The organism is Flavobacterium microcysteis, assembly GCF_006385255.1.
Lineage (GTDB): Bacteria > Bacteroidota > Bacteroidia > Flavobacteriales > Flavobacteriaceae > Flavobacterium > Flavobacterium microcysteis.
On record NZ_VFJE01000054.1, the window covers coordinates 477,702 to 498,861 of the forward strand.

Here is a 21,160-nt window from a genome sequence, read left to right on the forward strand (position 1 = left end):
TTAGAATCTTATTATACCCTGTTTATGAAGAACGTATTTTTCCTTTTCTGTACTATCAGCTATATCCTATGCTTATTCAGCTGTAAAAACCAGCCGGCTTATAGCTTGCATCAAAAATCAGAAAAGTATATCGAAGAAGTTGTCTTGTTACTAAAAACAAATTCTGTAAATAAGAACAAGATTGATTGGGATGTTTTCAAAAATGAAGTACTACAATTTGCACAGGGAAGCCAATCCGTTGAAGATACATATCCGGCTATTTATTTTGCCATAAAAAAGCTCGGAGACAACCACAGTTATTTTGCTCCAGCAGTCGAAACAGAAGACCCGGACAATGAAAAGCCTCTACCTGTTTTAACAGACGAAACCGTACCGGAAGGCATAGGCTATATCCGATTTCCTTTTTGCATAGGAAATGAAGAGCAAACACAGCAATACATCAGTTCAATCACCGATAAATTAGCGACGCAGAATACAAAAAATCGCAAAGGCTGGATTGTCGACTTACGAAATAATTTTGGCGGAAATATGTGGCCTATGCTAGCTGCAGCCGGTCCTTTTTTAAGCAACGGTGTCCAGGGATATTTTATTACACCTGACAATAAAACCACTCGATGGGAATACAAAGACGGCAAGGCTTTAAGCGACACTATTATGCTAGCCCAAAACCATCATGTAATTTCGCTTCATATAAAAAACCCAAAAATAGCCGTCCTTATAGACAACAAAACAGCAAGTTCAGGCGAAGCCATGGCGGTAGTATTTAAAGGCCTGCCAAACGTCAGGTTCTTTGGAGAAAAAACATATGGCGTTTCAACAGGATGTAATTCATTTACATTATCCGACGGTTCTCGCATCAATCTAGCAACAAGTGTTTTTGCAGACAGAAACAAAAACAAATACGGAGAAAGCATTACGCCCGACTTGGCGTGCAGCAGTGAGGCAGCATTATACAATGCCATCAAATGGATAGAGAACTAATCCATTAAGTAACTTTTAGGTTTTATTATCCTAACCTACTCTATCTATAGATTTGCTTTTCCTCTCTTTTAACTTGTTTTAAATCTCCAATACAAAAACCAGTTATTCTTATATACTACCAGTTATTCTTAATATACTACCAGTTATTACTTTACGATTGTCAACATCATAGTAAATACACATCTTTGCTATTATAAAAATGTATGTGGTCTTAAGGAAAAATTCCAGACAGCATTAGATAGACTCATAAATGGTTCCATCTAAAGGAAAGTGTCTCTCACTACGTTCGGCATGTGATTAGGGATTAGTACGACACTAGCAAGAGAGACACTTTTCATCTATCAGAAATACTTAGAAATATTCTTTGTAAAAGAAGCAATAAGAAAGCGTGCTCTGTATAATTCATTGGTTATTTTGATTGGTAATAGTAATTAAAATGAAGCACAATAAAGAGCCGCTTTCTTTTTTATATATAACCCATTTGGATTTTGAGAATAGAAAGAGAAAAAAAAACATATCAGAAAACCAAACAAAATCGTTCAATTTTATATCATTAAAATTTTAATTAAAAAAATTTAGTCGATTAAGTGTATATTTTTATCGACTAAATACATTTTTTTATTATTTTTGAAACCAATTCAGATATAAAGAAGAATTGTAGGAATTCAGATTTTTGGTAAAATTTAAGTAGTGTTTGAATTTTAATGAGGAAGAGATTATAAGACAAAAGGGAAACATTAATAGTTATTGATATACAATTTGGGGGAACTGTATAATTCAATAGCATTGCTAAAGTATTGATAACTTTAAGGTTTGCCATGAAAATACATAATCAGCCAAAAAAATTCTATTTACTTTACCGCCTCCTCTTCGGTCTGTGTTTCGTAGGCTCTAGCTATGCGCAGATTACTATCTCAACGCCTTCAATAGGCTTCACTCAAGCCTGTGCATCTGCAAGCTTCAATACTTACAACTTTTCTTTTTCATTTTTTCCGGTTCAAAACCTAGGTCCTTCCAACCAATTTATCGTAGAACTGTCAGACAGAAACGGAAGTTTTGCAAGTCCAGTCATAGTTAAAACGCTCACCAATACAACTTCACCCGTTTCGAGCAACTTTAATCTGCCAACAAACACTTATGGCGAAGGTTATCGTATTCGCGTCAGGAGTACCAATCCAGTAAAAGTAAGCCCTAATAGTAATGCCTTTGCTGCTTACTATGCCGTACATAATCAAACTTTCTCAATAAACGGAAACAACAGTACTGTAACACTTTGTGGAGCAGAAGATTTCCTTTTACAAATCGATAACGATGGAACTTCTGCATCGCCACTTTACTATCCGGCATTAAATTACAAATGGTATAAAAATTTTATCGAAATACCCGGAGAGCGTGGCCCATCGCTGCTTGTATCACAGCCTGGTTCCTACTATGTAATTGTAGATTATGGAACCTGCGTGATGAATTCCTATTCCAATATTGTTCAGGTTCAGGTACAGAGCCCTATCAGCCCGGTCATCCAAGTTGAAAATAATTCTACTGCAATTTGTCCTAATGACACTAAGACACTCACGAGCGTACTGCAAAATGCCAGCTATACCTATAAATGGTATAAAAACAATAATTTCATGCCCGGCGCTACAAATTCAACCTATGAAGCTGCCGAAGGAGGCATTTATCATCTGGAAATCACCGTAGCAGGCTGTACTTTTGAATCAGATCCAGTAGCATTGGAAGTTATTGACTTTAATCTGTCACTCAACACACCTGCTCAGATAGTTTTAATTCCGGGTGAAACCATTACTGTCAACACTGTAACCGACGCTCAGAATCCACAATTCCAATGGCATAAAAACACCTCAGTCTTACCGGGCGCCACGCAAGCTTCCTTAAATATAACTCAGGCCGGAGATTATAGTGTTTCTGTAACCGAAGCACTGCCATGCAACATAACAAAAGAAAGTTCCGTTTCTGTCGTCTATCCTTCCCGTTTCGATTTGGCCGTGCAGACCGGAACAGGATACGCCTCTTGCGTTAGCACAGCGACAACATTATCTATTGCCCAATTTGATGCAATCACCCAAAGCAATACCATAAATCTTATAGGCAATACTTACAATTATGCTTATCAATGGTATAAAAACAACAACCCAATTCCAGGTGCAACAACCACTTCACTACCGGTAAACAGTCCTGCTGACAATGGAAATTATGTGTTAAAAATTACAATTCCTGATTTTGGTGTTGTTACTTCAAATATCCTAGCCGTAAATCTTGCACTTGAAAATATTGCCATAAACGGGAACGGTCCTTTGTGTGAAAACGGAACCGTTCTGCTATCATCAAATGTTACCAATCCAGCCTATAGCTACCAATGGCATAAAAACGACATTGCAATAGCAGGAGCTGTTTCCAGCACCCTTACTGCTTCAGAAGAAGGAAATTACTATCTCATCGCTACAAGCGGAACTTGTACAAAACAATCAAACACTGTCGGATTGCAAATCCCAACTTTTACAATTACTGCAACTTCGCCTGCCTTTGACATACTAATCCCTGGAGAACAGAAAACACTATCCGTTACAACAGATGCTATTGCACCACAATTTGCCTGGTTCCGAAATAATGATCCAATTCCGGGTGCTAATCAGAGCAGTTATATTGCCACACAAAATGGCACCTACAAAGTTGTAATTACTCAAAACCAAGGCTGCCTTATCCAAAAAGAAAAAGTATTCGTATTGGAATATCCTACCGGATTTGAAGTGACCATTGCTCCTCAAGCCGGCTATACGGCTTGCGGCAACGGACCTGCTGTACTATCAATCACCCGTTTTATCGCCAATACTTCACAAGGAATAATCGACCTGACTAACAGGACAAACAGCTATACTTACCAATGGCTTAAAAATACTTCATCAGTTACAGGAGCTACCGGCAGAAGCCATACCATAACCAGCGCTGCAGAAAACGGAAGCTATACCCTAAGCGTGACCATCCCTGATTTCGCACCAGTAATTTCAAATGCCATAGATGTAAAATTGTCGCCCGAAAACGCAACTATCAGCAATTCGGGAGAACTTTGTGAAGGAGGCAGTGTTACCCTTTCGTCAACAGTTACAAATCCAGTTTATAGCTACCAATGGTATAAAAATGACAATCCGATTCCAGGAGCAACTTCCATCAATTATATAGCGAATACAGAAGGAAACTATTATTTAATAATCAGCCATAGCGGATGTACAAGACAGTCAAATGCCATTGTCCTGACAATACAACGAATTAACGTAGCCAGTACTTCGCCGGCAACAGATATTATCCTTCCGGGAGAAACCAAAATACTTTCTGTAACAACCGATGCTGTAGCTCCACAATTTGCCTGGTTTAGAAACGGCGACCCAATTCCGGGTGCTAACCAAAATAGCTACTCGGCTACTCAGAATGGCACCTACAAAGTTGTAGTTACACAAACCCAAGGCTGTAATGCTACTGCCGAAAAAATATTCGTATTGGAATACCCTACCGGATTTGATGTAACCATTGCTCCTGGAACAGGTTATATCGCATGCGGAAATGGGCCTGTGACACTATCAATTACCCGTTTTATTGCCAATACCTCACAAGGAATCATAGAGCTGACCAATAGGGCAAACAGCTATGCTTACCAATGGCATAAAAACACTTCTCCTGTTGCAGGAGCTATCGGCACAAGCCATATCATAACCAGCGCAGCAGAAAATGGAAGTTATACGGTAAGTATAACGCTGCCGGATTTTGCGCCTGTAATTTCAAATGCCATAGACATAAAACTTGCACCGGAAGATACGACAATCAGTAGTTCAGGAGCCCTTTGCGAAGGAAGCAATGTCACCCTTTCGTCAAGCGTCACAAACCCAGCCTATAGCTACCAATGGTATAAAAATGACGACCCGATACCGGGAGCAACTTCCGACAGCCATATTGCAGACGAAGAAGGAGATTATTACCTTATAATCAGCCACAGTGGTTGTACCAGACAATCAAATACAACTACCTTAACAATAGGACAGATTAATGTGGCCAGCACTTCGCCTGCTACTGATATTATCCTTCCGGGAGAAACCAAAATACTTTCTGTAACTACGGATGCTGCTGCTCCTCAGTTTGCCTGGTTTAGAAACAGCGATCCTATTCCGGGAGCCAATCAAAGCAGCTACTCGGCAACACAGAATGGCACTTATAAAGTCGTAGTGACCCAAACACAAGGCTGTAACGCTACTGCTGAAAAAATATTCGTGTTGGAATATCCGACAGGATTTGATGTGGAAATCGCACCAGACGCAGCTTATACAGATTGTAGCGACGGACCAGCAACATTATCAATCATCCGCTTTATTGCTACTACTTCGCAAGGAATCATAGACATAACCAATAGGGCAAATAGCTATGTTTACCAATGGCTTAAAAACACTTCTCCTGTTGCAGGAGCTACCGGCACAAGCCATATCACAACCAGCGCAGCAGAAAATGGAAGTTATACGGTAAGTATAACGCTGCCGGATTTTGCGCCTGTAATTTCAAATGCCATAGACATAAAACTTTCACCGGAAGACCCAACAATCAGCAGTTCGGGAGCACTTTGCGAAGGAAGCAATGTCACCCTTTCGTCAAGCGTCACAAACCCAGCCTATAGCTACCAATGGTATAAAAATGACGACCCGATACCGGGAGCAACTTCCGACAGCTATATTGTAAATGCTGAAGGAAATTATTACCTTATAATCAGCCATAGCGGATGTACAAAACAGTCGAATGCCATTGTCTTGACCATAGGACAGATTAGCGTGGCCAGTACTTCACCTGCTACTGATATTATCCTTCCGGGGGAAACCAAAATACTTTCGGTAACGACCGATGCTGCTGCTCCACAGTTTGCCTGGTTCCGAAACGGCGACCCTATTCCAGGTGTCAATCAGAATAGTTATACCGCTACGCAAAACGGCACATACAAAGTTGTGGTCACACAGACACAAGGTTGTAATGCAACTGCCGAAAAAGTATTTGTATTGGAATATCCTACCGGATTTGACAGTACCATCAGTGCTAATTCAGATTATCAGCAATGTTCCAGTACCTCTATCACATTGAGTCTTTCCAGTCTTATTGCAATCATTCCAACAGGAAATATTCCCGTAACCAATACTTCCGGATATGCTTTCCAGTGGTTTAAAAATGGAGATCCTGTAGTTGGAGCCGTTGCCTCATCATTAACAATTAGCAATCCATCAGAAAACGGCACTTATAAACTCCAAATTACAGTACCGGATTTTGCCCCGATTGTCTCTAATGACATAACAGTAAATCTTTTCTCAGGTCAGCCGCTGCTCATTACAGCTGCTGGACAGCTATGTCCTGAAAATCCACAGATAACAATCAGTAGTAATTTTTCAGAGAGTTCCTATACGTATACCTGGTTCAAAAACGGAGATGAAATCGGTACAGGAAACAACACCAGCTTTACGGCAACAGAAGCTGGTTCCTATAAACTTTCTGTAAATACGGGAAGCTGTACTTTCGAATCGAACATTTTGGAAATACAAGAAAGTGATTTTAACCTTACGCCAAACAGTCCGTTAGCCGATACTATTATTCCAGGCCAGGTAAAAACCTTATCCATAACTACAGATGCCTTACAGCCTACGATTGATTGGTTCCGATATGATATCCAGATAAGCAATTCTAACAGTAGCTCATTTGCCGTAAACCGCAACGGAGATTATAAAGCCGTTGTAAGACAGACACAAGGATGTGACATTACTAAAGAAATGGTCTTCAGGTTGAGCTATCCTAATGAAATGAATATCACGATTGCTATTGTGGGCGATTTCCAACAATGCGGCAGTACTACTGCTACATTGAGCATTGCTTCCTTCAACGCTATAGCACCAGGTGGTTCGGTAAGCGTTTTAAACAACAATTACAATTACCAATACCAATGGCTCAAAAGCGGACAACCTGTACCAGGAGCTACGGCTACTTCTTTAACGCTAAACAATCCTAATGACATTGGCACCTATACCTTACAAGTCACGATTCCTGACTATACTGTTATCTTGTCGAATGCCATCCCTGTCAATTTGAGTTTTGCCAGAGAGGTTGTCATTTCTACAGATGACATACTTTGCTCTTCCGAAACGAACGTTGTGATAAGAAGCAATGTCAACAATCCTGAATACACTTACAAATGGTATAAGCAAGGAAACACAACCGTGATTGGGACTGAAAGCTCGCTTACCGTAAACACTGCAGGAAATTACTTCCTGGTTGTAAGCTATCTGGATTGTACCGTTACCTCAAACACTCTTGAAGTCGTTCCGTTTGATATGTCGCTAATAACCGTTGATTCTCCAAGAGATATTACACTCATATTAGGCACTTCGATTACGCTTACGGCAAGTGGTGCTCATAGCTACGAATGGTATTTTAATGATTCGGTTGTTTCCAACGGTCCATCCGTAACAATAGAAGAACCCGGAACTTACAAACTCATTGCTAAAGTGGGCGAATGTCAGGTAACCAAAGAATTTATAGTTACCGGAATGGAAAACAATATGATGGCTATCCCGAACGTCGTGACTCCAAATGCTGACGGAATCAACGACACCTGGAATCTGCCAACCAAATATGTAAATAACCAAAATGTTGAAGTAGTCATTTATGGCCCTGACGGCGCTATCGTTTTCAGGTCAACAAGATACTTAAACAACTGGCCGGAAAGCTCCTTTACCTATTCCCTAAAAAATCCTGTGTACTATTATACCATTATGGAAGGCAATAAAATTACCGAACGAGGTTCAATAACAATTGTAAAATAATTAAATGATAAAAAACTACTTCACCTTATCCTTTTTTATTTTCTTCTTCGCCTTTACTACCGTAAGAGCGCAGGATGCTCCTGTGCTTACATTTAATCTTCCGACGCAGAATAACTTAAAATACAATCGCTTCCTGCAGAATCCGGCGTTCTCATTTGTAGACGAGGACAATACCTATGTTTCGCTATACCACAGGAATCAGTGGATACAATTTAACGATTCACCAAAAGTATATATGCTTGCCTATACCGGAAAATTTTCTGAAAGATCCGGATTAGGCTTCGGACTCTACCAACATAATTTGGGCGTAATTGTAAGCTTTGGAGGAATTGCAAACTATGCCTACAATGTGAAGCTAACCGAAAAAATGGGTCTGACCTTTGGATTCAACTTTGCCTATTACAACAGCGGCATCGATCGAAACAGGACAGTGACGGAAGAACCGGATCCGATATTATTAGCCATGCGAAACAACTCTTTGTTAAGCATTAAGCCCGGATTCAACCTTAACTATGGCAATCTTAACTTTGGCATATATGCTGAAAACTTTATCGATTATGATTTCAAATCCAGTAAGCTAACAAAAGATTATTCCGACAAGACTTTTTCGGCACACCTCATGTATTCGCATGAAATGAGCTCGCTTACAGATATGTTCGAAGGAAGCAGCTTCAGACTGATGGCTCGTGGAAAAGTAAATCAGGAAAGTGATTTAGGATTGAGCGGATCTCTGCTAGTAGATTTTCCAAAATTTGGATGGTTCCAAACCGGGATCGATGACTTTTATGGTGTAGGTGTTGGATTGGGATTCCATTTTACAAAAAAGCTTTCTTTAGGCTATACCTATGAAAGAACCATTAAAGAAGGGCTTGTTAATCTAGGCCCTACACATGAAATTACTATGGTTTTTTCTTTTAAAGACAGAGTTCTGGCCAAGAAAAAACCGTTGACGGCAAAAGATACCCTGGAACAAATTGAAGCACTTGACAAAAAGATAGCTATAAAGAAATCAAAAGGCGGAATACCTGAGTTTGACAAAGACCTAGAGTTAGAAAAGCTACGCCTGCAGATGGACGACAGCAATATGCATCTTTTGGACATGCTTATGCAGGAAGACTCATTGGAAAACATCCGCAAGGCAGAATTTGAGCAGAAGGTAAAAAACCTGATGGACTATGTGAAAAGAGAAAACAGTGCCAAAGAAGATAATGCCAAGCCAATTACACTTCGAAAATCAAAAGCGGGCAAAAAGATCATTCCAAAAACTATGGAAGATCTGAAAGATGCTGAAAACGGATATTATGTCGTATCAAAATCGGCTGATGGCAAAGATGTCATCGAACGATACGAATCGCTTCCTGAAGCCTTGAAATCTCATGCAAAGAAAAAAGCATCAGGCAAAGAAAAAGACCTCTACATCATACATGTAGACAATCCCGAAGAAATCGGGCTAGACGAGAACCACAAGAACGTTGATAATAATTCCAAAAACAAAAATGATGAAACACAGAGCAATCCGGAAGGTTCCGTAGAACAGTTCGTAAAAGACGAAAAAGCGCAAAGAGAGATAAGCGCCAAGACAGAAGAAGAAATCAAGGAATTCTATTCCAAGAAGACAACAAAACCTCGAGAAGCTCCTAAAAAAGGCAACAAATTATCGGTAGCAGGACTGGAAACGGGCTATTACATTATTGCCAATGTATTTGCCGCTCAGGAAAACACTGAAAAGTTCATGGAGAAAATGAAAAACAGAGGTATTGAGACAAGCTATTTTATAAACCCTAAAAACAATTTCAGATATGTCTACTTGAAAAAGCACTCATCCTGGAGAGAAGCCTTAATTTCTTATTATTCAAATGTGGACAACTCCTACTTTGACCCCATTTGGATAATGAGCATTAACACCAATTAAACAAAAAAACAAATACCACTTAAAACAAAAACAATGCACCAGCTCCCAAATCATGTTCATAAGGCAATCGTTCTGCTTGGATGCCTTATTCTATGCTGTTTTAGCGCTCAGGCACAAGTAGCCGTTCCTTTTTCGCCCAGGCTCCAGAATGGAAACCTAAAAGTAAAAGGAGACATCCTCTTCGTTGGAAACAATATTGTCAATAGGGCTTCAGCAAGCAATCCTAGCGAAGCAAACACTCCCTATGACGGGCCACTTGCCAATGACAGATTCAATATGGAATATATTGATATCGATGGCGATCCCTCCACATTCAGTTCAAGTTCGGCAGATTTGGTCCTTACCGGAACTTGTTCTAAAATAGTTTATGCCGGTTTATACTGGGCCTCAGCCTATCCGTTTGAACGAAGTACAAATCAAAATTCCGCATGGCAAGGAACGCCAAGATTGAACGACTGGAATCAGGTCAAATTCAAACTTCCTGGTGGTTCTTATGTGAATTTGACGGCAGACAACAATGCGGATCCTGCCGGAGATGAAGATGCCATCATATTTGATGGCTACAATGCTTCAAATATTCCTGCTTCATTTGATAACGCTCCGATTGTGTGTTACAAAAACGTAACCAACCTGGTGAGAGGATTGGCTAATCCAAACGGAACCTACACACTGGCAAACCTTCGTGCGGCGAAAGGCCGTAGAATAGGAGGTAGTTCTGCAGGTTGGGTAATGGTTATCATTTATGAAAACCCTACCATGCCGGCAAAATTCATCTCCACTTTTGACGGATATGTCGGAGTACAAGGAAATGTAACTGCCGACATTAATGTAAACGGATTTGTTACGTTACCACCTCCTTTTCCGGTTCGTGCCAAACTGGGTGTAGGAGCTTTAGAAGGAGATTACGAAATTACTGGAGATCGACTTAGAATTAAAGCTAATTCAGTTGCTGCTTTTACTGATGTTTCCAACACCGTGAATCCGGCAAACAACTTTTTTAACTCTTCCATTACCAACAATAATGCCCAGGTCCCGACCAGGAATCCTTTCGGAACCAATACGCTGGGACTCGACCTGGACATGCTCAATCTGTCCAATCCGCTAAACGGAATATTGCCCAATAATGAAACAGGAGCTACCTTGAGGATGATAACTTCAGGAGATACCTACGGAACCTTCTTGGCTTCCTTCGCCGTTGAAGTTATTGAGCCCGAAATAAAATTGGTCAAGACCGTAAGAGATATTAGTGGTAACAATATTGGCGGAGCCGATGTTACTCTTGGCCAGGTTTTGGACTATGTAGTGACTTTCCAAAACATTGGAAACGACGATGCACAAAATCTTACCATTCGAGATATACTTCCTGAAAATACTTTTTTTAACTCCATAGACTTAAGTGGAGCTCCGGGAGTAACTTATGTTTATAACCCAACTACAAGACAGGTAACTTTTACTGTACCAAATAATCTTGTCGAAATTGGCGACCCCGTTTATACTATCAAGATTCGCGTTCAGGTAGTAAATACTTGTAGCGAACTGACAAATGCCTGTTCTAACATCATACAGAACCAGGCCTATACAACGTATCGTGGTGTTTTGAACGCCAATGTTATCTCAGACGATCCTAGCGTTGCCGGATTGGATTCTTGCGGATTAGGAGTTCCTGGCCCAGCGAATTTCCTTGTTGACATTGACGAATGTTCTTTCAGAAGAAGCGAAATTCTTTGTGGTACTTCAGTAGTACTGACTGCCGGTTCCGGTTATGCTTCTTATGAATGGCATAACGCCAGCGGTGCAATTATCGGAAATACCCAGAGTATTACTGTAACCACTCCAGGAGAATATTATGTAATCAACACTCCTACTCCGCCTTGTATCGGAATTACAGAATACATCACCGTAACCCGTTTTGGTACAACCCAGACCAACCCGGTACTGCCTTTTGCAGACGAAATCGTAACATGTCCAAATAACGGTGAAGAACTTCCGAACATATTCTTATGCGGATTAAATGACAGCCGATTCATCCAGACTAACATTACCGATGCTGTAAGTATTATTTGGGAGAAGCTTGACGAGGCCAGTTGTCCGGCTGTAGGTATCGATAATTGTCCTAACAAAAACCCACTCTGCAACTGGATCCAACAAGGAACGGGAACCAATTTTAACGCAACACTTGCAGGACAATATCGTGTAGTCATCAATTACCAGAACGGATGTTTCAACAGGTATTATTTCAACGTATATACCAACCTTTTAGATGCACATCACATCGTCCAAAATATAACTTGTAACACTGCAGGAAAAATTACGGTAACCAATGTGCCTTCAACCTATGAATTCCAGTTGGTCAACCAAAACACGGGAGCTGTTTTGGTACCTTACCAAAGCAGTCCTATTTTCCCGATTGCTGTGGCTGGTTCTTATTTGGTGCAGATTAGGCAGCAAGGCGTTACAGACGGTTGCGTATTTACAATTCCTGACATCGGTGTATCTGACTTGGACTTCCAGGTAAATGTCATCACAAAAAATACATCTTGTAACGGCTTTGGAAGCATCAGACTACAGGCCCTAAATGTAAGGCCGCAATATTACTACTCTATCACAGGTCCAAGTACGCTAAATGTGGGGCCTTTGGCAGACAATGATTATGTTTTCCAAAATCTAAATCCGGGAACCTATACCGTTACTGTGAGGACAGACGACGGCTGTACTTTTACAAGCACAACGACTATTCTGGACAACAGCAATCTAAACCTGAATGCAACGATTCTTCAGAACATTTCCTGTATGCCGGGTAGTATCAAATTGACACCTTCAGGTGGTGAAGCACCTTATGTCTATGCTATTTACAGCATTAATGGAACATTGCAGAATCCAACGGCAGGCGATTATACGGATATCGACACTTTTGAAATTCCTATTGGTCAGCAAGGAACCTATGTCTTCATCATGGTAGACAACAACAACTGTACGGCATTGTCAAATCCGGTTACCATTCAAAACCTTCCAGATGTTGTATTTACTACCAGTTTTGAAAACATCAAATGTAACGGAGCGAATAACGGAAGCATAACCTATACTGTAACAAATGCTAATGGTTTTTCTTATTCCTTTGAATTGCTGGATGCTTCTGGAACTGTAATCCGTACCAACACATCTGGCGTTTTTAACGGACTTGCTCCGGGAAATTACACAGTTAATTTTATCCAGAACAATGCAACAGGAAGCTGTTCTTTCCCTGCCAATTTCACATTGACACAACCAGCACCTCTTACCGGAGCTGTAACTCAAACACAACCTTACAACTGTATCACTAATGGCGCCACCATAAGCATTACTGCTGGAAGCGTAACTGGCGGAACACCACCTTATCAATACAGCATAGACGGAATTAACTTTGGTTCTGCAACTTCATTTGGTGGATTAACAGCAGGAACATACACTGTTACTGTTAGAGATGCTAACAACTGTACATTTAGCACAAACGCAATTACAGTCAATCCGTTGTCGCCACCTACAAATATCCAATTTGCGGCAACAGCACCAACTTGTCCTGCTTTAGCGTCTAACGTAACTCTTACGGTAACAGGTGGAACAGGACCATTTGTTTATGAAATCACAGCACCGGCAGCGGCAGTAGCCAACAATGGAAACAATGCTGTATTTTCAGGACTGGCAGCTGGAACTTATACTTTTAAGGTAACGGATGCCAACGGATGCTCTTTCAATAGAAATTACACAATCAACCAAGTAACCCCGATTGCCGTAACAGGACAACCTATAAGCAATGTCATTTGCTTTGGGGCTGCAAACGGCTCTGCAAGCTATACTGTAAGCGGATTCGGAACAACCTATAACTATGTTATAAGAAACGGTTCAGGAACAACAGTCACTTCGGGAACAAATACCTCAACAGCTACTATTTCAGCCAACAATCTTCCAGCTGGAATTTATACCATTACAGTAACTGATACGGCTACAAACTGTACGGCTACAGCAAATGTTACCATCGACGGTCCAGCTATAGCATTAGACCTAACACCTGTTGTGAGCCCAATTACTTGTGTTGGATCAGGAAGTGTGAGTGCTCCCGCAGTAGGCGGTTGGGGCAGTTATCAATATCAATTGGTATTGCCAAACGGAACTACAGTAGGACCTCAATCCAGTGCTGTTTTCAGTAACCTAACATTAGCTGGCACTTACAGTATTTCTGTAAAAGACGCCAATAACTGTACGGTTACAAAAACATTCACATTGAGCACTGTAACAGCGCCTGTACTTTCAATAAATGCATCTTCAGATTTATGTTATGACACAACAAACAGCGCTACAATAACCGTAGCCGTAACTGGAGGATTAGCTCCTTTTTCATATACTATAAATGGAGCAGGCAATCAGGCATCAGCCACTTTTGCCAACCTAACACCGGGAACCTATATCATTGAAGTAACAGATGCAAACGGATGTACCGATTCTGTTACGCAAATAATAGGACAGCAACTAACGGCTGTTTCAGTATTGGGTAAAAATCTGGATTGTACCGCCAGTCCAAATGCAGAAATTGACATTACAATTAGTGGCGGACGAACTCCTTATTCTTACCAAACTTCTATCAATGGAGGTACATACGGAACCACTACTCCAGTTGTTGGTTCAGTAATAAATTATACTACATCAGCACCGGGAACTTACCAATTCCAGATTAGGGATAATATAGGCTGTGTTATACAAACAAACGTTATAACAATAACGCCATTAACAAATCCGTCTATACTTTCGGTAACCCAAACGCAAAATATTTTATGTAATGGCGACAATAGCGGAGCGATTGCTATAGCAATAGACAATACTGTTGGAGTTGCGCCAATCGCTATTTCAGTAGTAAATACGACAACAGGTACAAGCTTCGGCTCACAAACTTCAGGCTTGCCTGCTGGAAGTTATACGATTACTATTAGCGATAGCAATTCGTGTACCGATACAGAAACAATTACCTTATCACAACCAAATCCTATTACATACAATGTTGCAACTGTTGATATTACTTGTAACAATCCGGGAGGTACTTCTTATGGTGAAATTATCGTACAAAATGTATTAGGAGGAACCGGACCTTTCACTTATCACGTAAGCAATAACTTTGGCTATTCTGACACTTATAATGCTACAGCCAGAGAGAACCATTCTTTCCAAATCTTAGCTTTTGGTATCTATCAGGTTGATGTAATCGATGCTAATGGTTGTTCTGTCGTAAGACAAAATATTATCATCGCTTCACCTCCAGACGATTTAGTAATAGACGTCTCAGCTGTGACAACAGACTGTTTGAACGGTGGAACTGCTACAATTACAGTAACTTCAGCTGTAAGTAGTGGTAACTTCCAGTTTGCCATCTTAGAATACAACACTATTCCATATTCTAATAATTATCAGCCTGCTGATCCGGGAACTCCAGAAACGACTACTTTCACAGGATTAACCCCTGGAGTAACTTATACTTTTGTGGTTTATGACGTAGTGACACAATGTTACTATTTCAAATCAGCAAACCTTCCAATCGACTCGCCTTCCAACCTGACAGCTACACTTGACGTTGTAAACAACGTTTCTTGTACAGGAAGTGGAAACGGAAATGTTTCGTTCACATTCAGTAATTATGATAGTGGAGCAACTCGGGTAGATTATGAAATTTTTAATGCTCAATCCAATACAACTACAGGAATAACAGGAAGCTCTTCCGGACTTCCGGGTGGACCTGTTACGGTAACTAATTTTGGTACGCTTCCTCCAGGAAACTATTATATCTTATTTACAGAAGTAGGTGGTGCTTTTACCGGATGTACGAATGCCTCTGCTATATTTAGCATAAGCCAGTCTACAAACTTATTGCAGGTATCAGCAACCGTAACCAAAAACGATAACTGTAGCAACAATGCAGGACAGATTACGGCAACAGGACAATACGGAACAGCTCCTTACCAATACCAATTAGTAGCTGCAGGAGATCCGGCACCTACTGTGGCTACCTGGACAGGAACATCAGTAAATGTTTTCAATACAGAAGGAGGTAATTACACTGTATATATCAAAGATGCAAACAATTGTATTCAGTCAGCACCAATCACATTACCAACTGACACTGCTCCTGTAATTACTGCTGCTATTACAAACCAATGTAGTACTGCGGAAGGCAGTTTTACAATACAAGTAGACAGAACAGTAAACGGAGTAGCTCCTTATACTTACAGCATAAACGGAGCTGCATTCCAAACTCAGGCGGCTGCATCTTTCACCTATGACAACCTTTCTTCAGGAAGCTATACGATTCAAATAAAGGATGCTAACGGTTGCGGAAATACAGTAACCTTACAAATTTTTGCTCCGTTAAATCTTACTCCGGTAGCAACATCACAACCTAGCTGTGCTAATAACGATGGAGAAATTACTGTGACTCCGTTTGGAGGTTCTGGTAATTATGAATACGAACTTCTGGATGGAGCGGGTACGACCATTGTTGCTTCACAAGCATTAGGCAATTTTACAGGTCTGGCTGCAGGAAATTATATCGTAGTAATTCACGATACAACATCAAACTGTAACGAACAGGCAGCAATCTCGCTAGAAGTTCCTACACCGGTAACCTTTTCAGCTAGTTCAGGAAACGTTAGCTGTAATGGTGGCACTGACGGAGTAATTACGATAACATTGCCAACTTCAAATGACAATCCGCCTTATACCTATTCGGTTAATGATGGTGTCAATCCGGCTATAACGCAGAACACTCCGGTATTTACTGGTCTGCCTGCGGGAACTTATACAGTTACGGTAACATCAGGCAAAAATTGCTCTGATACTGAAACTGTAATTATCAATGAACCGTCGCTTTTGGATATCAGCGCTACGGCAACAGCTTTTGCCTGCAATGCTTCTAATACAGTGACCACCTCAACTATTACGGTAACCGTTGAAAATGATGGAACAGGAAATCCTTCGGGAACAGCTCCTTATTCGTATAGCATAGACGGTACAAATTTCTTCCCAACTCCAACATTTGATATTGTTGATAATGGAAGCATACAGAATATAACCGTAACGGTAAAAGACAGTAATAACTGTACACAAACCACAACAGTAACTATCAATCCGTTACCGGAAATAACTGCAGTTGCAGCAGTTCGTGGAACAGCAATTACCTGTACCAATGACGAAGCTGTACAGATAACCGTAACAGGCGGTTCTGGAGATTTCACGTTTGATGTCTTGCCATTGGGCTCACAACCTTCAGTCGCTCCGGGACCAGGAAATAATATTGCAACGGTAACACTGACTCAACCTGGAAGTTATACCTTCCAAATAACAGACAATGTAACAGGATGTTATATGCTTTCCGTTCCTTACGAAATCCTGCCATTTGATACGATAGAAGTTATAGCATCAAATCCTACTCCAGTAACCTGTTTTGGAGATTCCGATGGAAGCCTGACGATTAACGTGACAGGATATACTGGTGCTTATTCATACAATGTTGTTAATGCTGCCGGAACAACCGTAGCCACAGGAAATGGAAATACTGCTGTAAATCCGTTTACGATAAATGGCTTATCCGCAGGAAATCTTCATGTCGTAATTACGGCTACAGATACACCTTTCTGTACAGACGACTCAAACACGGTAACCGTCACTTCTCCTGACAGTCCTTTACAGTTGACAGCAAACCAGACAACCAATGTAACATGCGACAACAATCAGGGAGAAATCATAGCCTCTGCTGTTGGCGGATGGGGAACTTATGAATATCAATTGGTAAATACTACAACATCTACTACAATTCAGGCCTATGCAGCTAATAGCACTTTCACAGGCTTGGCTGCAGGAAACTATACCGTATCGGTAAGAGATTCTGGAGGCTGTATTGTAAATCAAACCGTCGTATTGGTACAACCGGCCCTTATTTCGGCTACTATAAATTCTTCCGTTACCCAGGTACTCTGCCATGGCGACAATACAGCCATGATTGAAGCCTTAACTGTAACTGGAGGACAAGGAAGTTATCAATTTATCTTAAATCAATATGATGCTACTGGAACAACAATAGTATTGAGTTCCGGTCCACAAACAAGTCCACAATTCCCAGGGCTTGGAGCTGGAATCTATAGCATCACAATCACAGACGGTTGGAATTGTGACCTCACAACACCAACGTTGACCATCACTGAACCGACTCCGCTACAAGCATTCTTATCTGCAAACAGCAATATGACTTGCTTGACACAAGCAGAAATCATTGTATCAGGTTCAGGCGGAACACCACCTTACCAATTCAGTGCTGACGGAATATCTTATTCCAATACTTCCGTATACAATGTAGGTCCTGGTACCTACCAATATTATGTCAGAGATGCTAACGGATGTCAGGCAGTATTGACAAACCAGGTAACCATATTACCAGTTCCTGCCTTGCAGTTAAATCTTGATCTTAGCAGTGCTTCAATAAACTGTTCGGGAGAATCTACAGCTGCCATTACCGCCAATGCAACCGGAGGACTAGGCAGTTATATGTATGAATTGTTAGACGGATCATCTACTGTTTTAGCCGGACCACAAGCAGCAAACAGTTTTACCGGACTTCCGGCAGGAAACTATTATGTCCGTGTTGTAAGTCTTGACTGTAGAGAAACATCATCCGTTATCAACATTATAGACCCTGCTCAATTAACCGTAAGCTATATCAAACAAGATGTTCTTTGTTTTGGAGATGCCAACGGAAGCATTGAAATTCATACTACAGGAGGAACAGGAATTATTCAATATGCAATATCGCCTAACCTCAACCAATTTGTTACAGACAACCTATTTGATGCACTTCCTCCAGGAAGCTACGAAGTTATTGTTCAAGACCAGAAAGGTTGTTTCGAATTGTTGAATATTGACATTTTAGAACCAGCACCACTTGTTGCAGTAGTAGATGCGGTAAATCCAGAGCTTTGCCTTCATGATGCTGACGGTTCAATCTCAATCACCATTACCGGAGGAACAGGAAATTATCAGGTAAGTCTTGACAACGTTACATTCGTACCTGTTGTAGGGAACCAGCATACTTTTACGAACTTGGTTGGTGATACCTTATATCTGATTTATGTAAGAGATTCTAACGGATGTAATGTAAATCCTCCAGTAGAACAATATATGGATCCGGCAGTAGAAGTAATTCCAGCGGTATCAATACAGACAAATTGTACCAATAATGTACCTGGAAATATAGTAACTGTAACCGTAAATGTTGAAGTTGTTTCTCAAGTTCAATATTCTTTAGATGGAATCAATTATGTTGCTTCCAACACGTTTACAAATCTTGCTCCTGGAAACCATATTGCTTATGTACAGCATATGAATGGCTGTACAAAACAGGTTCCTTTCACAATTGACAATTTGTTACCAATCACTGCAACTCCAAATGTAACAGCTAATGTATTATGCTTCGGAGAATCGACTGGAAGTATTGAAGTGACTGCTACGGGTGGAACAGGAACTATAGAATATGCTATATCGCCTGCCTTCATCTATGGAACTTCAAATACGTTCAATAACCTTGCAGCTGGAATTTATACTATCAAGGTAAAAGACAATATCAGTTGCGAAATCGAACTGATAAACATCACGGTAACAGAACCTGCAGCAGCACTTTCTGCAACAGTGGGCGGAACGCACGAAATCTGCTTAGGTGACAATAACGGTACGATAACCATAACGCCAACAGGTGGAACGGCTCCTTATTACACAAGCCTGGATTCCAACAATCCTGCCGACTTTGTGATGGGACAGTTATCTTATCCAAACCTGAATGGCGGACAGACCTATACTGTTTACGTAAAAGATGCCAACGGTTGCGAGATCACGCCTCAGACCTTCACAATAAATGTGGGTGTGGATATACAGCCAACGGCAACGGTAGTAGCAAACTGTACCGCCAACGTCCCAGGAAACACGGTAACCATAGGGGTAAATTCTGCCGTAGCTGCTCAAGTGCAGTATTCATTGGACGGGGTAACCTATGTTGCTTCCAACGTATTTACGAATGTGGCACCGGGAACCCATACGGCTTACGTACAACATACTAATTCTTGTACCAAGACTGTTCCTTTCACAATCAATACGCTATTACCAATCACGGCCTCGGCTAACGTAACGGCTGATGTGTTGTGCTTCGGACAATCGACTGGAACCATCCAAGTGACCGCTACGGGTGGAACAGGAACGATAGAATATGCCATATCACCCGCTTTTGCTTACGGAACTGCAAACACGTTTAATAACCTTGCGGCGGGAACGTACATTGTCAGAGTAAAAGACAACATCGGTTGCGAGGTCGAGCTGACAAACATCATCGTAACCCAGCCTGCAGCGGCACTTTCAGCAACAGTCGGGGGAACGCATGAAATCTGTTTGGGTGAAAATAATGGTACGATAACCATAACTCCTGCAGGAGGAACAGCGCCTTACACAACAAGCCTGGATTCTAACAATCCTGCCGACTTTACTTCGACGCTAACCTACCCGAACCTGAACGGTGGCCAGACTTACACCGTATACGTGAAAGATGCCAATGGTTGCGAGATTACGCCACAGACCTTCACAATAAATGTGGGTGTCGACATACAGCCAACTGCGACGGTAGTTCCAAACTGTACCGCCAACGTCCCAGGAAACACGGTAACCATAGGGGTAAATCCTGCTGTTGCTTCCCAAGTACAGTATTCATTGGACGGGGTAACCTATGTTGCTTCCAACGTATTTACGAATGTGGCACCGGGAACACACACGGCTTACGTACAGCATACGAATGGATGTACCAAGACCGTTCCTTTCACAATCAATGTGCTACAGCCTGTTGCTGCAAATGCAAACGTGACAGCCAACGTATTGTGCTTCGGGCAATCAACCGGAAGCATCCAAGTGACGGCTACGGGTGGAACAGGAACAATTGAATATGCCATATCGCCTGCCTTTGCTTACGGAACTGCAAACACGTTTAACAACCTTGCAGCAGGAACGTATAGCATCAGGGTAAAAGACAATATCGGTTGCGAGGTCGAGCTGACAAACATCATCGTAACCCAGCCTGCAGCAGCACTTTCAGCAACGGTAGGTGGAACGCACGAAATCTGTCTGGGTGACAATAACGGTACGATAACCATAACGCCTGCAGGCGGAACAGCGCCTTACACAACAAGCCTGGATTCTAACAATCCTGCCGACTTTACCTCGACGCTGAACTATACGAACCTGAATGGTGGCCAGACCTATACCGTTTACGTGAAAGACGCCAACGGTTGCGAGATCACGCCTCTGACCTTCACAATAAATGTGGGTGTGGACATACAGCCAACTGCGACGGTAGTTCCAAACTGTA

The 21,160-nt window shown here is 41.3% G+C and carries 4 protein-coding genes; all 4 read left to right on the forward strand.

What is annotated here, in order from left to right; genetic code table 11:
• Positions 1-24 precede the first annotated feature (24 nt).
• A complete protein-coding gene (locus FJA49_RS11130) occupies positions 25-981 on the forward strand; it encodes a S41 family peptidase (RefSeq protein ID WP_158629480.1) in 957 nt (318 codons plus the stop codon).
• An 818-nt stretch (positions 982-1,799) separates the two neighbouring features.
• Positions 1,800-7,835 (forward strand): T9SS type B sorting domain-containing protein, encoded by a 6,036-nt coding sequence (locus FJA49_RS11135; RefSeq protein WP_140000991.1) that lies wholly within the window; start codon positions 1,800-1,802, stop codon positions 7,833-7,835.
• 4 nt (positions 7,836-7,839) lie between these two features.
• Positions 7,840-9,747 (forward strand): PorP/SprF family type IX secretion system membrane protein, encoded by a 1,908-nt coding sequence (locus tag FJA49_RS11140; protein WP_140000992.1) that lies wholly within the window; start codon positions 7,840-7,842, stop codon positions 9,745-9,747.
• Positions 9,748-9,780: 33 nt separating this feature from the next.
• The coding region (locus FJA49_RS11145) for a SprB repeat-containing protein (protein ID WP_140000993.1) at positions 9,781-21,160 on the forward strand (11,380 nt) is incomplete at its 3' end.